Genomic DNA, 18032 nt, shown 5'->3' on the forward strand with positions numbered 1-18032 from the left:
CAAGCGAGCTGGAACTTTGGTGATGTAGCGGTTGATGCCTTTGGCAATGCGATTGGTAACTCGATTGTGAGTGGAATGCAGAGCAAGCAAACACAAGCCAATGTTGATAAAGCTACTCAGGTCGGTAACGAAGTTTACAATAAAGAACTTTCTTTAGGTAAATCGGAAAAAGAAGCTAAATTTGCGGCAGCGCAAGCGATTGCTAAATCAAGTGTTGGTGCAGTTTCATTAAATGAAATATCTGACGATGGCACATTGCCTAGCCATGGCTCTATCAACTCCTTAGATGAATCAACAGGCTTCTATCTATCAAGTGGCTCTGAGCATGGCTTCATTAGTTACGACGCCTCAATGAACGATGTATCACAATTCTTAGCTGGTAGCCCTGCTTATGACTTAGGTATGCGTCACGCTTCACAAATGTTTGGAATAAAACAAAGTGCAGACATTGCGTTTAAAAATGGTGTGGCTGAAGGAATACATAATGTTAGAGCAGCTACAGCCAATCGAATAGCCAATACTAAAGGCTTCAATGCAAATCATATGACAGCTAATCAGTGGCAAGGAATTGTGAACAACAAAACACGTCAATGGTCGAGTGAGTTGCAAAGTGATGTTATAGATATTGTTGCTGCTCCATTAGCATTGACTGGATTTGGCTATGCAGGATTGCGGTTAATGGGTGGTGGTGCTTTAAAACTAGCGCAAGGTGCTTTTAGGGGGAGTATGATACATGGTTCACATGGTCTAGCAGCCTCAAAAAGCGTTATTGGTGGCTTAACTAGGGTTGGCCTAGGTGCCCAAATGATCACTACCGGAGCAAATTTTGCTTCAAATTCACTAACGGGTAGTAATGACGCCATAAAAAATGCTTATCACTTTTATCAAAATATGCCTAAAGGGGATTATGTAGATGGAAGGTGGACATTTAGCGGTGAATATAACGGAGTCGAGGTCAAATCTTCATTTTATGGCACAGATATTCCTTTCGCTGTAGGTGCAAAATATAAAGGCTTTGAAAGTGATCTGCTTGGTGGGAAAGAAAATACTTCAGTGAGATTCGGTTTCAATAATGATTGGGAGCCTAGTTTAGATGTAATTCATGAGTTTGATTCATCCTATAAGAAAAGCTATCAATTAGGAAAGTTTGGAGTGGAGCATAAATTTGGGACTAGGACAGTAGTAAATCAGCCTCATTTTTCTCCTAGAATTTCTGCGAATACTAAAGTAAAGATAGGAACACTGTTCGGGATCAACTTTGCCCTTGGGTACGATGTGAGGTATTAAGTTGCGTACTATTAATTTTAATTGGAATAATCATATAAAATTGGACGCTGATGTATTGCCTGAACTGAAACCTCTTAAAGGAAAGGTTTGGGAATTTTTAATACCAGATATCGATACTGATTATAGAGTGTTTAAGAGTTTTCACGACAATAGGTACTATATTTTTAACGGAAATAATGTTGTTTCTATTTTGACATTCTATGGACGGATCTTAAGGTTCAGAAGTTTGGAACCAACATTGAATAAAGTAGTTGTCGGAAAGGAGTATAACAATCTATTGGATGGTACTTTGAAGGTGAGTTTTAGTGGCTCTGATTTTTTTGTTGGTGAAAGGCTAGTCGGAAATATTGGTTCTGAAAATAGACTATCATGGGCAGTAAAATGTTTATTGAAATTTAAGCTTCTAGCTTATAATCCTTGGAATGGAATAAGGTATGATGAAACTATTATTGATCAAGGTTTAGCTCTTACGTTATTAATTTCAGAAGTAGCAAGTTTGGACTCTTAATAGGTAGCAATTTAATAACAATTCTTAACCAGGCTAGCCTTAATGGCTAGCCGATGCCTTTGGCAATGCGTTGGGTAATAGTATTGTTCAGGGTATCCAACGCTCTGAAGCGGAGAAAAATAACCGCAATCGTTATATTGAAGCGATGGGGCAAAAACTCACTGCGGATACAACACGTAAAATTGATGGGCAACTTGCAACCGACTTAAATACCTCTCTTAACACTACGATGCAGTGTGTTGATGCTTCAGTTGACCGCATGATGTCGGCGAATAATCGTAATCAGCAGATCGATGCTAATGCTCAATTTTCGGCAGATGGGACGAGATGGGCTTCAAGGCAGCAAGGGGTATTTGATAGTGCGCATGGGTTGAGTACTAGCATGGACTCTGCTCGGTCACATTTAACACAACGTCATAATGCACAATTCAACTCAGCACACAATTTAATTGCACAATCAGAGTGATTTACCAGTAACGATACACAGTTATATTTAGTTAAAAAGATGTAACCAAAAAATCATTATTTGTTCCCGTAATCGTAATGCAAAGCGTCTAGCGTAAGCCTTCTTTAAAATAATAATGGTATTACAATGAATAAGATAAGCGTTTGTTCTGCGATCGTAGCTGCATTATTACTGAGTGCATGTGATGATGATTCTGTGGAGGTTGTACAGGTTGAAAAGCCGGTGATCACAACGGAGACTGAAATAAAAGTCGTTGAAGTTCCGGTAATTGTGGAGGTGCCTGCAGGTAGCGCAAGTGCCATGCAAGTGGGCACGCGTCCTGATTTCTTGATTCAAGATATGGAAGACAGTGCACTCAAAACCAAGCTTGAGCAGTGCGCTAACGGACCTTTTTATAAAACAGACTTTTCAATTGGACACCGTGGTGCGCCAATGCAGTTTCCTGAACACACTAAAGAATCTTATATTGCGGCGGCTAAAATGGGTGCTGGGATTTTGGAGTGTGACGTTGCCTTTACCAAAGACAAAGAGCTGGTTTGTCGCCATTCACAATGTGATTTACACACTACAACAAATATTTTAGCAACGGATTTAGGCCAAAAATGTACAACACCATTTATACCAGGCGATCCTGAAAATGGAATTGCAGCCCAAGCTATGTGTTGTACCAGCGACATTACTTTGGCTGAGTTTAAGACATTAAAAGGTAAAATGGATGCCGCGAACTCAATGGCGACAACCGTAGAGGAATATATGGATGGCACGGCAAATTGGCGCACCGATTTATATGCTAGCCGTGGCACTTTAATGACCCATGCCCAGAGCATTGAGTTATTTAAAAGTTTAGGCGTGAAAATGACGCCAGAGCTGAAGACTCCGTCTGTCGCTATGCCTTTTGACGGTTTTACACAAGAAGCCTACGCACAAAAAATGATCGACGAATATAAAGCTGCAAATGTAGATCCAAAAAATGTCTGGGCGCAGTCATTTAATCGGGACGATGTCGTCTATTGGATAAAAGAAAATCCAGAGTTTGGCGCACAGGCTGTGTATTTGGACGACAGATACGAAGCGCAAGCAGTAGACAATGAAACTATGGTATCAGCAGAGCAAATCGTGCATAACCCAGAGCTATTGTCGCCAACGATGGAAGAGCTTGCTGCGGATGGTGTTAAAATTATCGCACCACCTCTGTGGATGTTATTAACCGAAGAAGGAGGGGAAATCGTACCCTCACCTTATGCCAAAGCTGCAAAAGCCGCAGGGCTTGGGATCATCACTTGGACACTAGAGCGCTCTGGTCACCTAGCCAGCGGCGGTGGTTGGTACTATCAAAGCATCAACGGCAGTCTGTCAGGTGAGGCGATGATAGATAACGATGGTGATACCTTTAAAGTGCTAGATGTATTGGCCAAAGAGGTTGGCGTAATCGGCGTATTCTCTGATTGGCCAGCAACGACCACTTACTATGCGAGCTGCATGGGTATGCCTGCCAGTATTTAAGCGGTGTTTATTGTGGTAGGGGCGGATTTACTCCGCGATCTTGTCTCTAATGATCGCCGCATAAAGCGGCGCCTACCAAGGATTTGAGTATATGGTAGGAGCGGATTTACTCCGCGATCTTGTCTTTAATGATCGCCGCCTAAAGCGGCGCCTACCAAGGATTTGAGTATATGCTAGGAGCGGATTTACTCCGCGATCTTTTCTCTAATAATCGCCGCATAAAGCGGCTCCCACCAAGAGTTTGAGTATATGGTAGGAACGGGTTTACCCCGCGATCTTTTGATTTGGTTCTCACTGTTACTTTGTCAACTCTGTTTGTTCCTAATTCTATGCTAGAAGAATCTCAACCCCTGCACTAGTCTTTATTGTGAACGCTTCAATAAAGGCTAGAATCATGAAGTTAAACTCTATCCGTATCCTCATGACCACTATCTTCGGTGGCATTATTGTTTTTGTGGTCATCGTTACCTTATTGGTTGTTAACATGTACAACGCCTTACTTGATTTTGAACAAATGGCTGACAACCGCTATAAAGCCTATCAACTGGCCGACGAATTAAGACAAAGCTCAGACGATTTAACGCGATTGGGCAGAACCTATGCGGTAACTGGCAACGATAAATACGAAAAGATGTATATGGATGTATTAGCTATTCGTAATGGTGAAAAGGCAAGGCCTGAAGGCTACCATAAAATCTATTGGGATCTGGTGCTTAACTATGGTGAGAAACCAAAACCAGACGGTCAGCGAGAAGTATTACTCGATGCCATGAAAGCGGCGGGCTTTAGCCGAAAGGAGCTCAACTACTTAAGTGAGGCACAAGCCAATTCCGATGGCCTTGTTGCATTAGAAGTCGAAGCCATGAACGCAGTAAAAGGTAAGTTTAAAGATAGTGCCGGTAATTACACCATCCAAGGTGAGCCCGATTTGAACAAAGCGGTTAAGCTTACCCACAGTGATGATTATCATCGCTATAAAGCCAACATCATGAAGCCAGTTGAATCGTTTTTTACTGAACTTGAAAACCGCACCAAACAAAATGTTGTACAGGCCCACAGTGCTGTAGAGTCTTATGTTTTGTGGGCGATGGTGATGTTAGTGATAACCGTATGTTTCAGCTTATTCGGCGTGTATTTAGTTCGTCGTCGTATTGTGAAACCGATAGAGTTACTTGGTAGAACTTTTGAAGAGATTGGCAGTTCAAACGATCTTAGAAAAACGGTAGACGAAAGTGGCGCGACAGAGATTAAAGCGGTGGCCAATATCGTAAACCGTATGCTCAAAAGCTTTAAAAATACAGTCACGAATATCGGCTCAGCAGGTGGCGCGATGTCACAATCTTCCAAAGAAGTGGCGCATTTTATTCGCAGTAATAAAGAGATAAGCGAAGAACAAAATGCCCGTCTCGAAACCATCGCCACGGCTGCGGAAGAAATGACCGCAACACTCAATGAGGTCACGTCCAGTACAGTGAGTACCGCAGATTATGCCAATCAGGTTGAACTTGAAGCACAGCGGGGGATGGAAGTGATGTCGCAAACCAGTCAGCAATTTAGTGATTTGTCAGTGCGCTTTGACGAAACTGCGAATATTATCTCTGAGTTGACTGAGCAAAGTGACCAAGTGTCAAATGTAGTGAGCGTTATCCAAGCTATTGCAGAACAAACTAACCTGCTTGCATTAAATGCAGCCATCGAAGCGGCGAGGGCGGGAGAGCAAGGCCGTGGTTTTGCTGTTGTTGCAGATGAGGTAAGGACCCTTGCACAAAGAACCCAAAAATCCACCGAAGAAATTCGAGATATTATCAACCAGCTACAAACCAAAGCGGGGAGTGCGAATACCGCCATTCAGCAAAGCCAGCACCAAGTGCAAGCGACGGAAGAGCAGGTGATGGTATCTTCCGAAGTGCTCGACAGTATCTTTGAAGCGGTGAGCAAAATCAAAGACTTGACTCAAGGTGTCGCCACTGCCTCACAGGAACAGTTATCGGTGACAGAAGACATTAACACTAATATCAATGGTTTGAGTGATATTTCTAAAGAAGCGATTAAGCGGATGAATGAGTTTATGGCCATTGTTGAGCAGTTAGAGCAAACCAGCCATCGCCTCAACGACAATGCGAGGGAGTTTACTGTTTAGCTTGTAGCAAGCGCTTTACGCGGTGGTCTCTTCTTTACTGATCGCCGCGTAAAGCGGCTCCTACCAAGGGGTAGAGTATGTTGTAGGAGCGGATTTACTCCGCGATTTTGTCTTTAATTATCGCCGCGTAAAGCGGCTCCTACCAAGGGGTAGAGTATGTTGTAGGTGCGGATTTACTCCACGATTTTATCTCTAATTATCGCTGCATAAAGCAGCTCCTACCAAGGGGGGGATTTGGTAGGTGTGGGTTTACCCGCACTTCTATCTCTAATGACCGCCGCTTTACGCGGCGATCTCTCCATGAGCAAGACCAAGAAAAATCAATAAACCTACAACGTCCCTTAAATATGATCTAAATCAAAAATGCAAATGAGATTAATTATCAATATTTTTGACTTTTGTTCAGTTTCCATTTAGAGTACGCGCCAAAATTTACTTTAACGCAATAAATTTTGGGATATTAACAATGACAAACACGCCTTTTAAACGTGGTGTACTTTCTGCTCTGGTGCTTTCTGCCCTTAGTCCAGTTGCTTTTGCTGATTCGGTAAAAGCGCAGCCGGACATGGAGCGCATCGTGGTAACTGCGACCGGCTTTGAGCAAAAAATACCAGAAGCACCAGCGAGTATTTCAGTGATCACAGCTGAAGACATTCAAGCTCAGTCCTATACGACTTTGCTTGATGCCGTGAAGTACCAAGAAGGCGTGGACATTGGCACAACTCGAGATAAAACCGGGCAAGGCAGCGTGAGTATGCGCGGTTTAACAGGTGAATATACGCTGCTTCTTATCGACGGTAAGCGTCAAAACAACCACGGTGATATCTACCCAAATAACTTTGGTGGTAACGCGTTTAACCATATTCCACCTAAAAGTGCCATTGAGCGAATTGAAGTCATTAGGGGGCCAGCTTCTACACTTTACGGCGCAGATGCGATGGGCGGCGTAATCAACATTATTACTAAAAAGTCAGTAGATGAATGGACTGGCAGCATCGATTTTGGCCGAAGCCTACAAACAAACGACCAGTTTGGTGATGACATTACCACTGACTTCAGTATCTATGGACCTTTGGTTAAAGGTTTACTCAACTTTTCTGCTCGCGGTAGCATTTATGAGCGTCAAGCTTCAAACCCTGAGTTTTCACCTGCAATCGATCCAAATGGTGAGCAGCATCATCGTGAACTTGGTTTTGGTAGTGGTGGTAGAACGGTTGATAACACTAATACGCAACTTGGTGCGACGTTTGTATTTACGCCAAACGACAACCACACTGTTACTTTTGACTACGATATCTCAAATCAAGAGTACGATAATACACCAAACTACGACGTTGAGTCGGGCAAAATTACCTATCCGCTTGGCACCAAAGACAACATCGAATCAATCTGGCAAGACCGTCGCGGTGTAGTAAATCCACGCGCAGGTTATGCGGCGGATCAAGAATTTGACCGAAGCTGGTGGTCACTAACGCATCAAGGTACGTTTGGTGATATTGAAACCTTTGTGTCATTGGCGTTTGTTGATACCGATAACAATGGCCGTACTATGCCGCTTTCTGTTGCAGAGCGTAAACTACTACAAGCCATGTATGATGGCAGTGGTAAATATGCCGATATGGAAGAAGCAGAACGTAAAGCGCTTGCTGAAAGCACATTCTTACCACGTCCAAAGCGTACACTGAACAGCAACCAATATACGTTAGACGCGCGAGTGGATATTCCTGTTGACGATTTACTTGGCGATCACGTGTTTGTTGTGGGCGGCCAGTGGGTTGACGGTGAATTGCAAGATGGCGTATTTGGTATGGAGTCTGGCGTTGATCAAGGCGTTCAGGAACACCAAATGTACTCGCTATTTGTAGAAGATAACTGGAGCCTGAGCGATCCGCTAACAGTTACTGTAGGTGTCCGTCACGATAACCACGATGTATTTGGTAGCCAACTTTCTCCGCGTCTATACGGTGTATACGAGCTGTCTGACGATTGGACAGTAAAAGGAGGGATCAGCACGGGTTATAAAACGCCACAAACGACTGACTTATACAACGGTATCACCGGCTTTGGTGGTCAAGGTACGTCACCGTTTGCAGGTAACCCAGATCTTGAACCAGAAACCAGTGTAAACAACGAAGTTGCATTGTATTGGACGCACCCAACAGAGAACCACAATTTTAATATCACTTACTTCTCAACGGAGTTTGACGATAAAATCGCCCGTGGTGACACCATCAAGAGCTGCTCTGCAACCAATGGTGCAAAGCCATGCGTGAATTTGGGTGTATACGACGAGCTTGGTTACGATACTTATAGCCAAAAAATCAATATCGACAAAGTTGAGATCCAAGGTATTGAGCTTGCAGGCCGTTACCAGTTCACCGATACAATTTCACTTTACGCAAACTACACCTGGACTGACAGCGAGCAAAAGAGTGGCCCTCAAGAAGGTCAACCACTAACCAATACCGCTGAGCACATGGCAAATGCCACGGTAAACTGGCAAGTAACAGACGAGTTTTCACTAACGCTAAATGCTGAAATGCGCTCTGATCGTTACCGTGGTTGGGACAACAACCTAGACAAAGCCATGTACTACAAAAACTACAACCTACTGCACTTAGGTGCTAAATACACCTTTAACGACAATGTTACTGTGTTTGCGCGTATCAATAACTTATTAGATGAAGACTTTACGTCTTATAGCACAGATTACAACGACTTAAACGGCGATGGTAAATACGAATACCTAAGCGGCCGTGGTGTGGTAAGTGAAGTCGTATTTAGCGACGACTACAACGTAAAAGACAAAGCCCGCAATATTTGGTTTGGTGTAAACGTGACGTTTTAATATCCATGTAAAGTACTACTAGATTGCAAAACTCAAAGGAGGTGCAATTTGCACCTCTTTTTATTGCCACCGGCTTAGGACGCGGCGATCATTTCTCTACCTTTTACCTCACTCGTAGCAGCGGCTTTACGCCGCGACAGGCACCTATTTTAACTGAATAAATCCGCTTACTACCATGTGTAGGAGCCGCTTCACGCGGCGATCATTTCTCTACCTTTTTTACCTCACTCGTAGCGCCGGCTTTACGCCGCGACAGACATCTGTTTTAGCAGAATAAATCCGCTTACTACCATGTGTAGGAACCGCTTTATGCGGCGAGATTTTCAACAAAATCGCGCGCTCACTCTCTCAACCATTAACCTCAATCCAATGCGGTCAAGGCACGATAGGTATCATAAGCAAACTGATCAGTCATACCGCTAATAAAATCCTGAATAAGACGGCAACGGTAATAAAACTCAAAAATCGGCTCGGCTTGCTCAGCCTCACTAAGCTTCGCGACCGTTTCGCGGTATACCGCAACATACTTTTTGGAAATTCGATTAATCAATCGCGACTCTATCGCAAAGTCATGTTCGCCATTTAATGCTGCGTTAAACTCGTCGGCGTGTAAATCAAGCACTCGCTGATATTCATTCAATATGCTGCAGGTGATCTTATAACCTTGAAGCTCCAACTGCTCGACTTCTTTATTCGAGAATACCTTGTTGGCCGCCACTGTTTTCAACGACTTTACAATAGCGTGAAGGTGGCTATTATCTTCCAGTAACGAAGCGTTAAAACTCCCTTCGTAGATTGCATCAATATTATCGATAAAACGCGTTTTTGCATGTTCTGCAAGCGGGTGCAACAACCCCACGCGGAGCCAAATAAAAAATTCATTATCAAAATTCGCCATATGCTTGCTGGCTTTGTCATTAGCGTAGTGCAGCTTTTTACTCATAAGCTCTAACAGCTTGTCGTCGGTGATCCCAAATCCAGCGGCGATATTTTGATATTCCTCTATTAAACAGCCTGTTAACTCATCTACGCTAATAATGCCTTTTTCTACAGCGTCTTCCATATCAGCAAGGCAATAAGCAATATCGTCAGCCGCTTCCATGATATAAGTCACCGGGTGGCGATTGCCCACTTGTATCTGCAATTTGTCGCACAGCTCACTGACAAAATCACTTTCACTAAAATAGTATCCTGCTTTCTTTTGCAGATAAGATTTATCAATGGCTACGGTTGATTTAGGTGTGGTTGCGCAGCGGGTATATTTCATCACAGTGGCACACTGTGAATAGGTAAGATTAAGGCGAGAAAGCGTATGAATAACGCGAATAGCTTGGGCGTTACCCTCAAAACTACAAATATCGAGCAGTAACTCCATTTCTTGATTCAGCACCGCCAGATCAGACGCCTTGCTCTCCTTTGAGCCATACCTAAGCGCCGCCCGAGCACTTTTTGCAAACTGTTGATGCTGGTTCAAATAGCGTTTAAACCAATCATTGATAGCGGCCTCGCCAAAGTGACCAAATGCAGGGTTACCAATATCGTGCATCAAACAGGCCATTTCAGACAAGGTGACCAAACACTCAGACAAATCCACTTGCTGGCCGTTTTTATCTTCATATTGCAGCAAATCTTGTCTACCTTGCTGCACCAGCGCATCAACAATTTTTTTAGCAATGTAACGGCCGTTTTGTTGCACCTCAAGCGAGTGCGTTAAGCGCGAACGCACCGCCGCATTACGCTCAAGCGGAAACACTTGGGTTTTTTGTTGCAGTCGTCTAAGCGCAGCACTGTTGATAATACGCCCACGGTCGCTCTCAAGGCTACTCGCCTCACTGCCACCGGTATTGTAAGAACGCTCGTTTGTTATTTTATTTTTGAAGTGCATGCCACTTTCCTGTTGAGACTCAAGCTACATTTCCAATGTAGGTGAATGTGGAAAAGTTGTAAACCGAATCGACACCTCGCATAGCCAGCCTACAAGCAAACCTTCATATAAGGTAAGGTAGCGCAGTATCTCTACACCGAACTAACAACAGGCAAAACACCGACTAAGCCAGTAAAGTGATAAAAATAGCTGTAATACGTTGTAATGGGCTAGCCCATCTATATTTGTTACTTTTAACAGTTTGAATTAACCCTAGTTTTAACGGACTGGCAAAAAATATCTAACACTTTGGTGGCAAAGGCTTAGAAATTTGACGCAAATCACTACAAAACTTACGGATTTTCGGGTTTAATACTCTTAGCATTCGTTTACATCTAATTTCAAATGAATATGTACAGCGGTTAAGGATGAAGTAACCGCTCACGAACAGGATCTTTATGTGTTTGAGCGTTTATCTAACCATTTAGATTAGTAAGATCAGCTATACTGTGGCATCACATTGGTAACGGACAGCAAATGTGAGTTAGCAGAGTTTCAATGGTGACATGGAAATTATACTTTTCGTCATTTACACTGCGCCACTAAATGAAGTTATGTTAGGTAAAAGATGTCCGAAATTACGCTCGCTTATTACAACCAAAATGCAGATGAATTTGCAAACTCAACACTCAATGTGGACATGCAACCGCTTTATCAGGAGTTTCTTCCTGAATTACCAAAGCGTGATAAACGTCATATTCACATTTTAGACGCTGGTTGTGGCAGTGGCCGCGACGCTGTCGCGTTCAAACAACTTGGCTATGAAGTTAGCGCAATGGATGCGTGCGAAAAGCTAGTGAAGATTGCCGCTACACAACTAGGTCAACCAGTGAGACACCAATTCTTTGAAGAGATACAAGATATCGCTGCTTTTGATGGTATTTGGGCCTGCGCTAGTCTTTTACATGTGGCAGAGAAAGACCTGTCTAATGTTTTTGTGAAGTTACAAGACGCGCTTAAACCTCATGGTGTGTTGTATGTTTCGTTCAAATATGGTGCGGGTGAACGGGAGCACAATGGCCGCAAGTTTACAGATCTTAATGAAGACGGGTTATCAAAAGTTATCACAGCATGTCTAAATCTCAACGTCATTAAGCAATGGGTGACGGAAGATAGAAGACCTAACCGCGATAATGAGCTTTGGTTAAACGCTCTGCTTGGGAAGGATTAATCAGGTGAGCAGCAATAACCAAGGAAGACAGCTTGCGCTTTGCACCAATAAGCAACTTTATGTAGGGGGGGATGACCCCTTGTTACCTGCACTGCTCCATGCCATAGAACAAGCTGATGAGGTTGAAATTACCGTTTCATTTATTCAGCGATCTGGTCTTGATTTACTTTTTGATGCGTTGTACGACGCTCTAGCAAACGGCACTACCTTAAAGCTACTTACGTCGGATTACCTAGACTTTACTTGTCCGTTCGCACTTAAAGAATTGATGACACTACAGACTTTAGGGGCTGATCTACGAGTATATGAAACTCGCGGAAATGAGAGTTTCCATATGAAGTCATACATTTTCACCAAAACCAAAGGTGAAGATGGTCAAATTTATGAGGGGAGTGCGTTTATTGGTTCAAACAATATAAGTGCAGTGGCACTAACTCAAGGGTTAGAGTGGTGTTTTCGCCATGATTTTATAGCCAGTCAGAGTGGTAATAACAAGGCAACATTTTTGCAGTTTAAGGCTGCGTTTGCCAGTTTATTTACTCACCCTCAAACCGCATGTTTAAGCTACCCATGGATACAGCACTATCAAGAACGCCGTAAGAAGCCACAGTTCAAAACTGTTAGTAATGTTGTTGCTGATATAGATATTGAACCGATTAGCCCTAGACCTGAGCAGCAAGAAGCCTTAGAAAAACTGAATAACGCAAGAGCACAAAGCTATAAAAGAGGCTTAGTGGTATTAGCGACAGGAATGGGAAAAACGTGGCTTGCTGCTTTTGATGTTCAACAAGTAGGCGCTAAAAAAGTCCTATTTGTGGCACATAGAGAAGAAATTCTCAAGCAAGCGGCTAAGACGTTTACGCGATTAATTGATTGTACCGCAGGGTTTTATACCGGTAAGCAAAAACAAAGTGATGCCGACTTTTTGTTTGCCTCTGTGCAGAGCATTGGTAAAACAGAGAGCTTGAGGCAGTTTACAGCAGATTACTTTGACTACATTATTGTTGATGAGTTTCACCACGCGAGTAGTAAATTATACCGAAATTTGCTGTCTTATTTTGAGCCGCAATTCTTACTTGGTTTAACAGCTACACCAGAGCGAACTGACCAAGCCGATATTTTAAGTCTGTGTGACAACAACCTCGTCTATGAGCGGAATATGGTGCAGGGGATTGACGCCAAAACGCTCGTGCCGTTTCACTATTATGGTATTTGGGACGAAAGCGTTGACTATACCGCAATTCCTTGGCGTAACGGCAAGTTTGATCCAACCAGTCTAAACAACCAATTTGCCACAGAGCAAAGAGCAAGGCATGCTTTACAGCACTGGAAACAGTTTGCGCAAACACGCACGCTGGCATTTTGTATTTCGACCGCACACGCCGACTACATGGCAAACTACTTCAATAAAGCGGGAATTAAAGCGGCTTCAGTACATGGAAAGTCAAGCATAAAACGCAGTGAAGCACTCGCGCATTTAGCATCTGGAAAACTACAAATTATTTTTAGTGTTGACCTGTTTAATGAGGGCACTGACTTACCCAGTATCGACACTGTGATGATGCTGAGGCCCAGTGAATCAAAGGTTTTATTCTTACAGCAATTAGGTCGTGGACTGAGAATCCATCAACAGAAAACGCATTTGGTGGTATTAGATTTTATTGGTAACCACCACAGTTTTTTGAACAAGCCTTATGCACTTTTTGGTACACACTCGCCTAGAGACTTAGTTGCTAAATTCAGTAAAGACAACCAAGTAGTTCAGCTACCTGAAGGGTGTTTTGTAAATTACGACCTAGAAATTACTGACTTTTGGCAGCAACTCGCTAAAGAACAGCGAACCACGGCTCTTGATGATTATCAAAATCTAACAGAGCAGTTAGGTCATGCGCCTGATGCTTGTGAGTTTTTCCATGAGTATGGTGAGTTTAAGAAAATAAAACCCTACGGAAGTTGGTTTGAACTCGTTGTAAAAGCAAAGAGCGTTAGTAGTATTTCAGCTGAGTGGCTTGCGCCCTACAAGGTGTTTTTAAAAGAGGCTGTCGAAGTGACTAGCATGACAAAATGCTTTAAAGCCATTTTGCTTGAAGCCTTTGTTCAGCTCGATGGTATAGCTTATCCTCCCACGTTAAGGGCACTGGCAGATAAGAGCTATGATGTACTTTTGCACTATCCTCAGCTAAGCAAGCTAGACATATCAGAAAAGGACAGAAGCAAAAGCAAAGGCAGTAAAGCTTGGTTCAATTATTGGTTCGATAATCCGATTAACGCTTTCACGGAAGCAAAAAAGCCTGTGCATAAGCGAAAAGCACACCACTGGTTTTCAATTGAACAAGCACCAAATCAATCCATTGAAGAAGCACAGTTCAAACTAAACCTTGAAGTTAAAACGCAAGATATTGAACAACTGACCGATTGTATATTGGAGTTAAGCCGCTATCGCCTTGCTAGATATCTTCATACCAAACGTGACAGGCTAGCCGAACCCGAAAGTACACAGACGGTGACAGATGGTGTGATACCAAACCAACTTCAAAGCACAGATGTTGTGGAGAACGTGGTACAGCTGCAATATTTTCCTAACTTACAAATTGCTTGTGGTCACTTTAAAACAGGTGACAGTAGCGAAATGTCCTTCGTGCCTGCACCTCCGGGGTGTGGAAAAGTCGACCCTGAAAAACATTTCTTAGCTCATGCTAGTGGCAATTCTATGAATGGTGGGAAGCACCCTATCGTCGATGGGGACTTGTTATTACTTGAACGGATCACATCAAGCAATGCAGGGTCAATTACCAATACCACTATCGCCATCGAGCGCTTTGACACAGCTGGCGACGAACAATTTTTACTACGAGATGTAAGAAAACAGATTGATGCGCAAGGTGAAGTAACCTACTTACTTGTGGCAAGAAACCCTGAGTATGCAGTAATGAAAGCCACCGATGAGTTTGTGACGTTTGCGCGGTTGAGGGAGGTGTTGAGACTCTCTGAGAACTAGCGCAGGGTAGGTATGAGCTGTCAGCGTCAAAGAAGAGCTGGTATTTATTAGCAACCAGATAGGTTTCTCTATCAACATAACGGATGATAGATTACAGCTTGAGCTCTATGTAGATGGATTGTAAATTTATTTATCGATAAAAACTTTGATTGTATTTCAAAACTTTAGTAACTAGGACACGCAAACAAATGGATGGCTCAGCGTCACAACAACACAGTAAAAAAAGCGGCTTTATTTTCATTTAATAAATTGATTGCTTTTACCGTTTTTATAACCAGTATCGTCATTGGCGCATATGTAACTGATCTTGTTGAGACTATGAAAGCTTACATACGTTACTAAAGGTAGTTGCTTGCCAACCTTAATTGCTTTAACAAGCTTTTTATATTCAAGAAAGTTTAGCTGGGTCGACATGTTCAAAATAATAGTAATAGGCGCGTCCGCGCTTTTGGTATTTTAACTGCCCGCGCTCACGGCGATGCATCAGCTCGCAGCCACTGATCTTTAGTAACTTTTGGGTTTGTTTGCTGGTTAACCAGTGGCCTTTTTGCGTCATAGAGATGCTCCTGTATATATTAGCAGCATAGCAAAGTGTGCATAAAATAGTAGCGAGAATGGCGGTGAGCAGAAAATGTAAGTAACTTTTTATTCATATTTATGCAGCAAAATTTAAATCAGAATATTTTATCATCAATGTGGGTAACAAATTGCCCACAAACCAAATTCTAAAAATAAGTAAAAGGATTATGAAATGAAAAAGCTGATTATTGCTGCGGCGTTGAGCACGTGTGCGTTTTCTTCTGTGGCTGCTGAAGTGGTATTACACGATGTAAGCGTGTATGCAAATAGCACGGTAAAGCTAGATGTATGGGCAAGTGCATACAATGCGTATGGTTATTGCCATATCAACGGGTTTGATGATGCGGTTCGTTTTACCACTAAATGTGGTGAAGATGAGTCTACTTTTGCACGTTATGACGGTGGCACCAAGTGGGTTCAAAAAGACAGCGGTTCAAAAAATCAGTGTTATGAACTGCTTGAAACCGTCACTTGCGTGAACAACTAACAGCCTGTCGGTGACAGTGTCCTCCGATCGCACTTTAGTAAGTATTTGGTCGCATTTGCGGCCTTTATTATTGCAATTTTATTAGTACCTCGTAGAGCTACCTTTCTCACCGCTTGCTTGTTCCTGTATGCGATTTAGACTTTGCGTACATTCCACACTTCGATTAGAACTTCCATTCTATGGGAGCACAGATTTAACTGGCTAGACCGAAGTTTATCTTAGAGAATAGATTAACAAACCAGTTTTTTGCCAAAAGTGTGGGAATAGGAGAATTAACCTAATATAAGAAATGGCGAGAGCCTGACACTTTTACAGATAGAGAGGTTGAATTAATCGCAGCTTTTGTAGACAGTAGTTTCGAACATATAAAAGTTTTGTGTCTTTCCACCATCACCGTATTTATTTCATACATTGTGTCAGTTACCTTATTATTGTCTAGTCTCCAAGTTACCTAGCGAACCAAATTAGAAAGGTAGAGTATGAACCAAGCCCTTAAATTTTTACTGTCTATTATGATCGTCATCGTGACTTTTGTCGTGTCAGCAACCTTGGCCGGGATGTTGGCGGAGTATGCGGGCTGGTGGAAGAAGCCGGTGATAGGCGGTGTTGCAGCGGCTTGTGTGGTGCTGTCGGGTTATATAAGTGCGCCGGTGTATAAGTTGTATTCTGCGGCGGTATGGCTGTTGATTGGTGCAGTTGCAGCTTGGGTGATGTCGAGTGTGTTTATGTATGCTGAGGATGCCGACACCTCAGTGCCTTTGTATGTGACCTATGCAAGCGGTGTATTTGCTTTGGCGCTTTGCTGGGTTTGGCAGCGTCGAAAGGTTGTGTGAGGGATTGGTTCTCTGTAATGGAGTGCAAGAGATCGTCGCGTAAAGCGGTTTCTAACTGCGGAAGTTTAGCTTGGTTATTCTCACTATCACGATATTTCAATAAAAAATAGGATTGAGGGTCAAGGAATGAAGGGCGCTTGGAGCGAGTGGAAGGAGGCTATTTTTAAGGCCTGTTTAGTTGTGTTTTCTGTGTTGTTGTTTCTCTTTTTTGATGGCCGTGAGTTTTGGTTTACTCAGATACAGCCTCAGATAACCAATATGCTAAGAAACCAAAAAACCGAATTAAATAATGCGCCTGTGGTTTCAGAGCAAAAGTTCAAACAACCAAGTTCAATTCAGTCACCAAACGGGGATACCTATGACCATCAAACGAGTTTAAGACAGTTTGGTCGCTGTGTTTCTCAGCAAGCTGAGGGAATCAAATACCGAGTTGAGAATGGGATATACACTTGGGTTGATGAAAGAGGCATTACGAATTACTCGGATAAAAAGCCGAGTTCTGCGGCTAAGCATTATCAGCCAGAGCGTAATCGTGCTCTTGATTTTTTCGACCTCAATATTTCCGGTCCAAATATCACGGAAAAGTTTAAAAACACCTTGAGCGCTAAACTGAATGCCGTATTTAGAGGGTATACCAGTATTGTTGGTTTGGATGCGATGCAAAAGGTGACGCTCAGGATCAAGGTGCTACCTAATCGGCGCGAATATGAGCGAGTGGTTAAATCCTATGGTGGCAATCCAGAGGGAAGTGTCGGTCTCTACTTGGGTAGATACAACCTTGCTTTGGTCGAGCAGAGAAATCATCATGCGACGATGCAAACCGCTGTTCATGAAGCGGTGCACGCTATTAATCAGGCTGTGATTGGATATACGCCGCGTTGGTTAAATGAGGGACTTGCAGGCTATTTTCAAACCGTAAAAGTGACGATGCAGGTTGGCACTGTTGCACCAAATCAAGCTAGATTACATCGCGGTTATATTACAGGGCGAGTGTTATCGCCTTATGAGCTTATCAATGCAGAATCCAAGTGGAAGTATTACAACTCTGAGCTGATGTATAAAAGTAGTTGGGCGGCCATCCATTTTTTGATGTCTACCACGACTGGGAGACTGAGTTTGAAAAAGTTGATGCTGCAAGAGCAAACTGAGCGATGTCGTGCTTTGAGTAACCGAGAGTCACAAGCTCTGTTACGTGCGCATTATCCAAACATAGTTGATAGATTCGCCAGTTTTATACAAAGCCCAGTAGAACCGCAAAGATTGTGATCCTGAGCTTGACGCAAAGATC

Annotated in this window: 13 protein-coding genes; 11 read left to right on the forward strand and 2 right to left on the reverse strand. The window is 43.0% G+C overall.

Going from position 1 to position 18032, the window contains the following annotated elements; translation table 11 throughout:
- The 6 genes from BB427_RS16510 to BB427_RS16535 all read left to right on the forward strand — a co-directional run.
- Window positions 1–1287 (forward strand): hypothetical protein (locus tag BB427_RS16510; RefSeq protein ID WP_217492914.1); only part of this gene is annotated, 1287 nt, incomplete at its 5' end.
- Window position 1288: 1 nt separating this feature from the next.
- Entirely contained in the window at window positions 1289–1795 is a 507-nt protein-coding gene (locus BB427_RS16515) for a hypothetical protein (protein ID WP_069021963.1), read from the forward strand.
- 70 nt (window positions 1796–1865) lie between these two features.
- Entirely contained in the window at window positions 1866–2261 is a 396-nt protein-coding gene (locus tag BB427_RS16520) for a hypothetical protein (protein ID WP_069021965.1), read from the forward strand.
- 126 nt (window positions 2262–2387) lie between these two features.
- Window positions 2388–3764 carry a glycerophosphodiester phosphodiesterase family protein gene (locus BB427_RS16525; RefSeq protein WP_069021967.1) on the forward strand — a complete coding sequence of 459 codons (1377 nt, stop codon included), beginning with the start codon at window positions 2388–2390 and terminating at the stop codon, window positions 3762–3764.
- Between the two features lie 394 nt (window positions 3765–4158).
- Complete coding sequence (locus tag BB427_RS16530; RefSeq protein WP_069021969.1) at window positions 4159–5904, forward strand: methyl-accepting chemotaxis protein; 1746 nt, start codon at window positions 4159–4161, stop codon at window positions 5902–5904.
- Window positions 5905–6370: 466 nt separating this feature from the next.
- Window positions 6371–8752 carry a TonB-dependent receptor domain-containing protein gene (locus BB427_RS16535; protein ID WP_069021971.1) on the forward strand — a complete coding sequence of 794 codons (2382 nt, stop codon included), beginning with the start codon at window positions 6371–6373 and terminating at the stop codon, window positions 8750–8752.
- A gap of 361 nt (window positions 8753–9113) precedes the next feature.
- Here the strand turns inward: BB427_RS16535 and dgt are convergent, their stop codons facing one another.
- Window positions 9114–10637, reverse strand: coding sequence for a dGTPase (gene dgt, locus BB427_RS16540; RefSeq protein WP_069021973.1), 1524 nt, complete (start codon window positions 10635–10637; stop codon window positions 9114–9116).
- 607 nt (window positions 10638–11244) lie between these two features.
- Here dgt and BB427_RS16545 point away from each other — a divergent pair.
- Window positions 11245–11847 carry a class I SAM-dependent methyltransferase gene (locus BB427_RS16545; RefSeq protein ID WP_069021976.1) on the forward strand — a complete coding sequence of 201 codons (603 nt, stop codon included), beginning with the start codon at window positions 11245–11247 and terminating at the stop codon, window positions 11845–11847.
- A 4-nt stretch (window positions 11848–11851) separates the two neighbouring features.
- A complete protein-coding gene (locus BB427_RS16550) occupies window positions 11852–14845 on the forward strand; it encodes a DEAD/DEAH box helicase family protein (protein ID WP_069021978.1) in 2994 nt (997 codons plus the stop codon).
- A gap of 388 nt (window positions 14846–15233) precedes the next feature.
- Here the strand turns inward: BB427_RS16550 and BB427_RS24520 are convergent, their stop codons facing one another.
- On the reverse strand, window positions 15234–15401 hold the full coding sequence (locus BB427_RS24520; protein WP_175401297.1) for a hypothetical protein: 168 nt from the start codon (window positions 15399–15401) through the stop codon (window positions 15234–15236).
- Window positions 15402–15596: 195 nt separating this feature from the next.
- Between BB427_RS24520 and BB427_RS16555 the strand changes: the two genes are divergently transcribed.
- The 3 genes from BB427_RS16555 (at window position 15597) to BB427_RS16565 (ending at window position 18010) form a co-directional block, all read left to right on the forward strand.
- Window positions 15597–15911 carry a hypothetical protein gene (locus BB427_RS16555; RefSeq protein WP_069021981.1) on the forward strand — a complete coding sequence of 105 codons (315 nt, stop codon included), beginning with the start codon at window positions 15597–15599 and terminating at the stop codon, window positions 15909–15911.
- A 479-nt stretch (window positions 15912–16390) separates the two neighbouring features.
- Window positions 16391–16744 carry a hypothetical protein gene (locus tag BB427_RS16560; RefSeq protein ID WP_069021984.1) on the forward strand — a complete coding sequence of 118 codons (354 nt, stop codon included), beginning with the start codon at window positions 16391–16393 and terminating at the stop codon, window positions 16742–16744.
- A gap of 126 nt (window positions 16745–16870) precedes the next feature.
- Window positions 16871–18010, forward strand: a complete 1140-nt coding sequence (locus BB427_RS16565) for a DUF1570 domain-containing protein (protein WP_069021987.1) — start codon at window positions 16871–16873, stop codon at window positions 18008–18010.
- Window positions 18011–18032: the final 22 nt, after the last annotated feature.

Source organism: Pseudoalteromonas sp. BMB (genome assembly GCF_001709235.1).
GTDB classification, from domain to species: Bacteria; Pseudomonadota; Gammaproteobacteria; order Enterobacterales; family Alteromonadaceae; genus Pseudoalteromonas; species Pseudoalteromonas maricaloris.

What these genes read in the sequence shown, in the direction of transcription:
- BB427_RS16525 (WP_069021967.1), top strand. Translation starts at nt 2,388, where the DNA reads ATGAATAAGATAAGCGTTTGTTCTGCGATCGTAGCTGCATTATTACTG.
- BB427_RS16565 (WP_069021987.1), top strand. Translation starts at nt 16,871, where the DNA reads ATGAAGGGCGCTTGGAGCGAGTGGAAGGAGGCTATTTTTAAGGCCTGT.
- BB427_RS16545 (WP_069021976.1), top strand. Translation starts at nt 11,245, where the DNA reads ATGTCCGAAATTACGCTCGCTTATTACAACCAAAATGCAGATGAATTT.
- BB427_RS16555 (WP_069021981.1), top strand. Translation starts at nt 15,597, where the DNA reads ATGAAAAAGCTGATTATTGCTGCGGCGTTGAGCACGTGTGCGTTTTCT.
- dgt (WP_069021973.1), bottom strand. Translation starts at nt 10,637, where the DNA reads ATGCACTTCAAAAATAAAATAACAAACGAGCGTTCTTACAATACCGGT.
- BB427_RS16530 (WP_069021969.1), top strand. Translation starts at nt 4,159, where the DNA reads ATGAAGTTAAACTCTATCCGTATCCTCATGACCACTATCTTCGGTGGC.
- BB427_RS16535 (WP_069021971.1), top strand. Translation starts at nt 6,371, where the DNA reads ATGACAAACACGCCTTTTAAACGTGGTGTACTTTCTGCTCTGGTGCTT.
- BB427_RS24520 (WP_175401297.1), bottom strand. Translation starts at nt 15,401, where the DNA reads ATGACGCAAAAAGGCCACTGGTTAACCAGCAAACAAACCCAAAAGTTA.
- BB427_RS16560 (WP_069021984.1), top strand. Translation starts at nt 16,391, where the DNA reads ATGAACCAAGCCCTTAAATTTTTACTGTCTATTATGATCGTCATCGTG.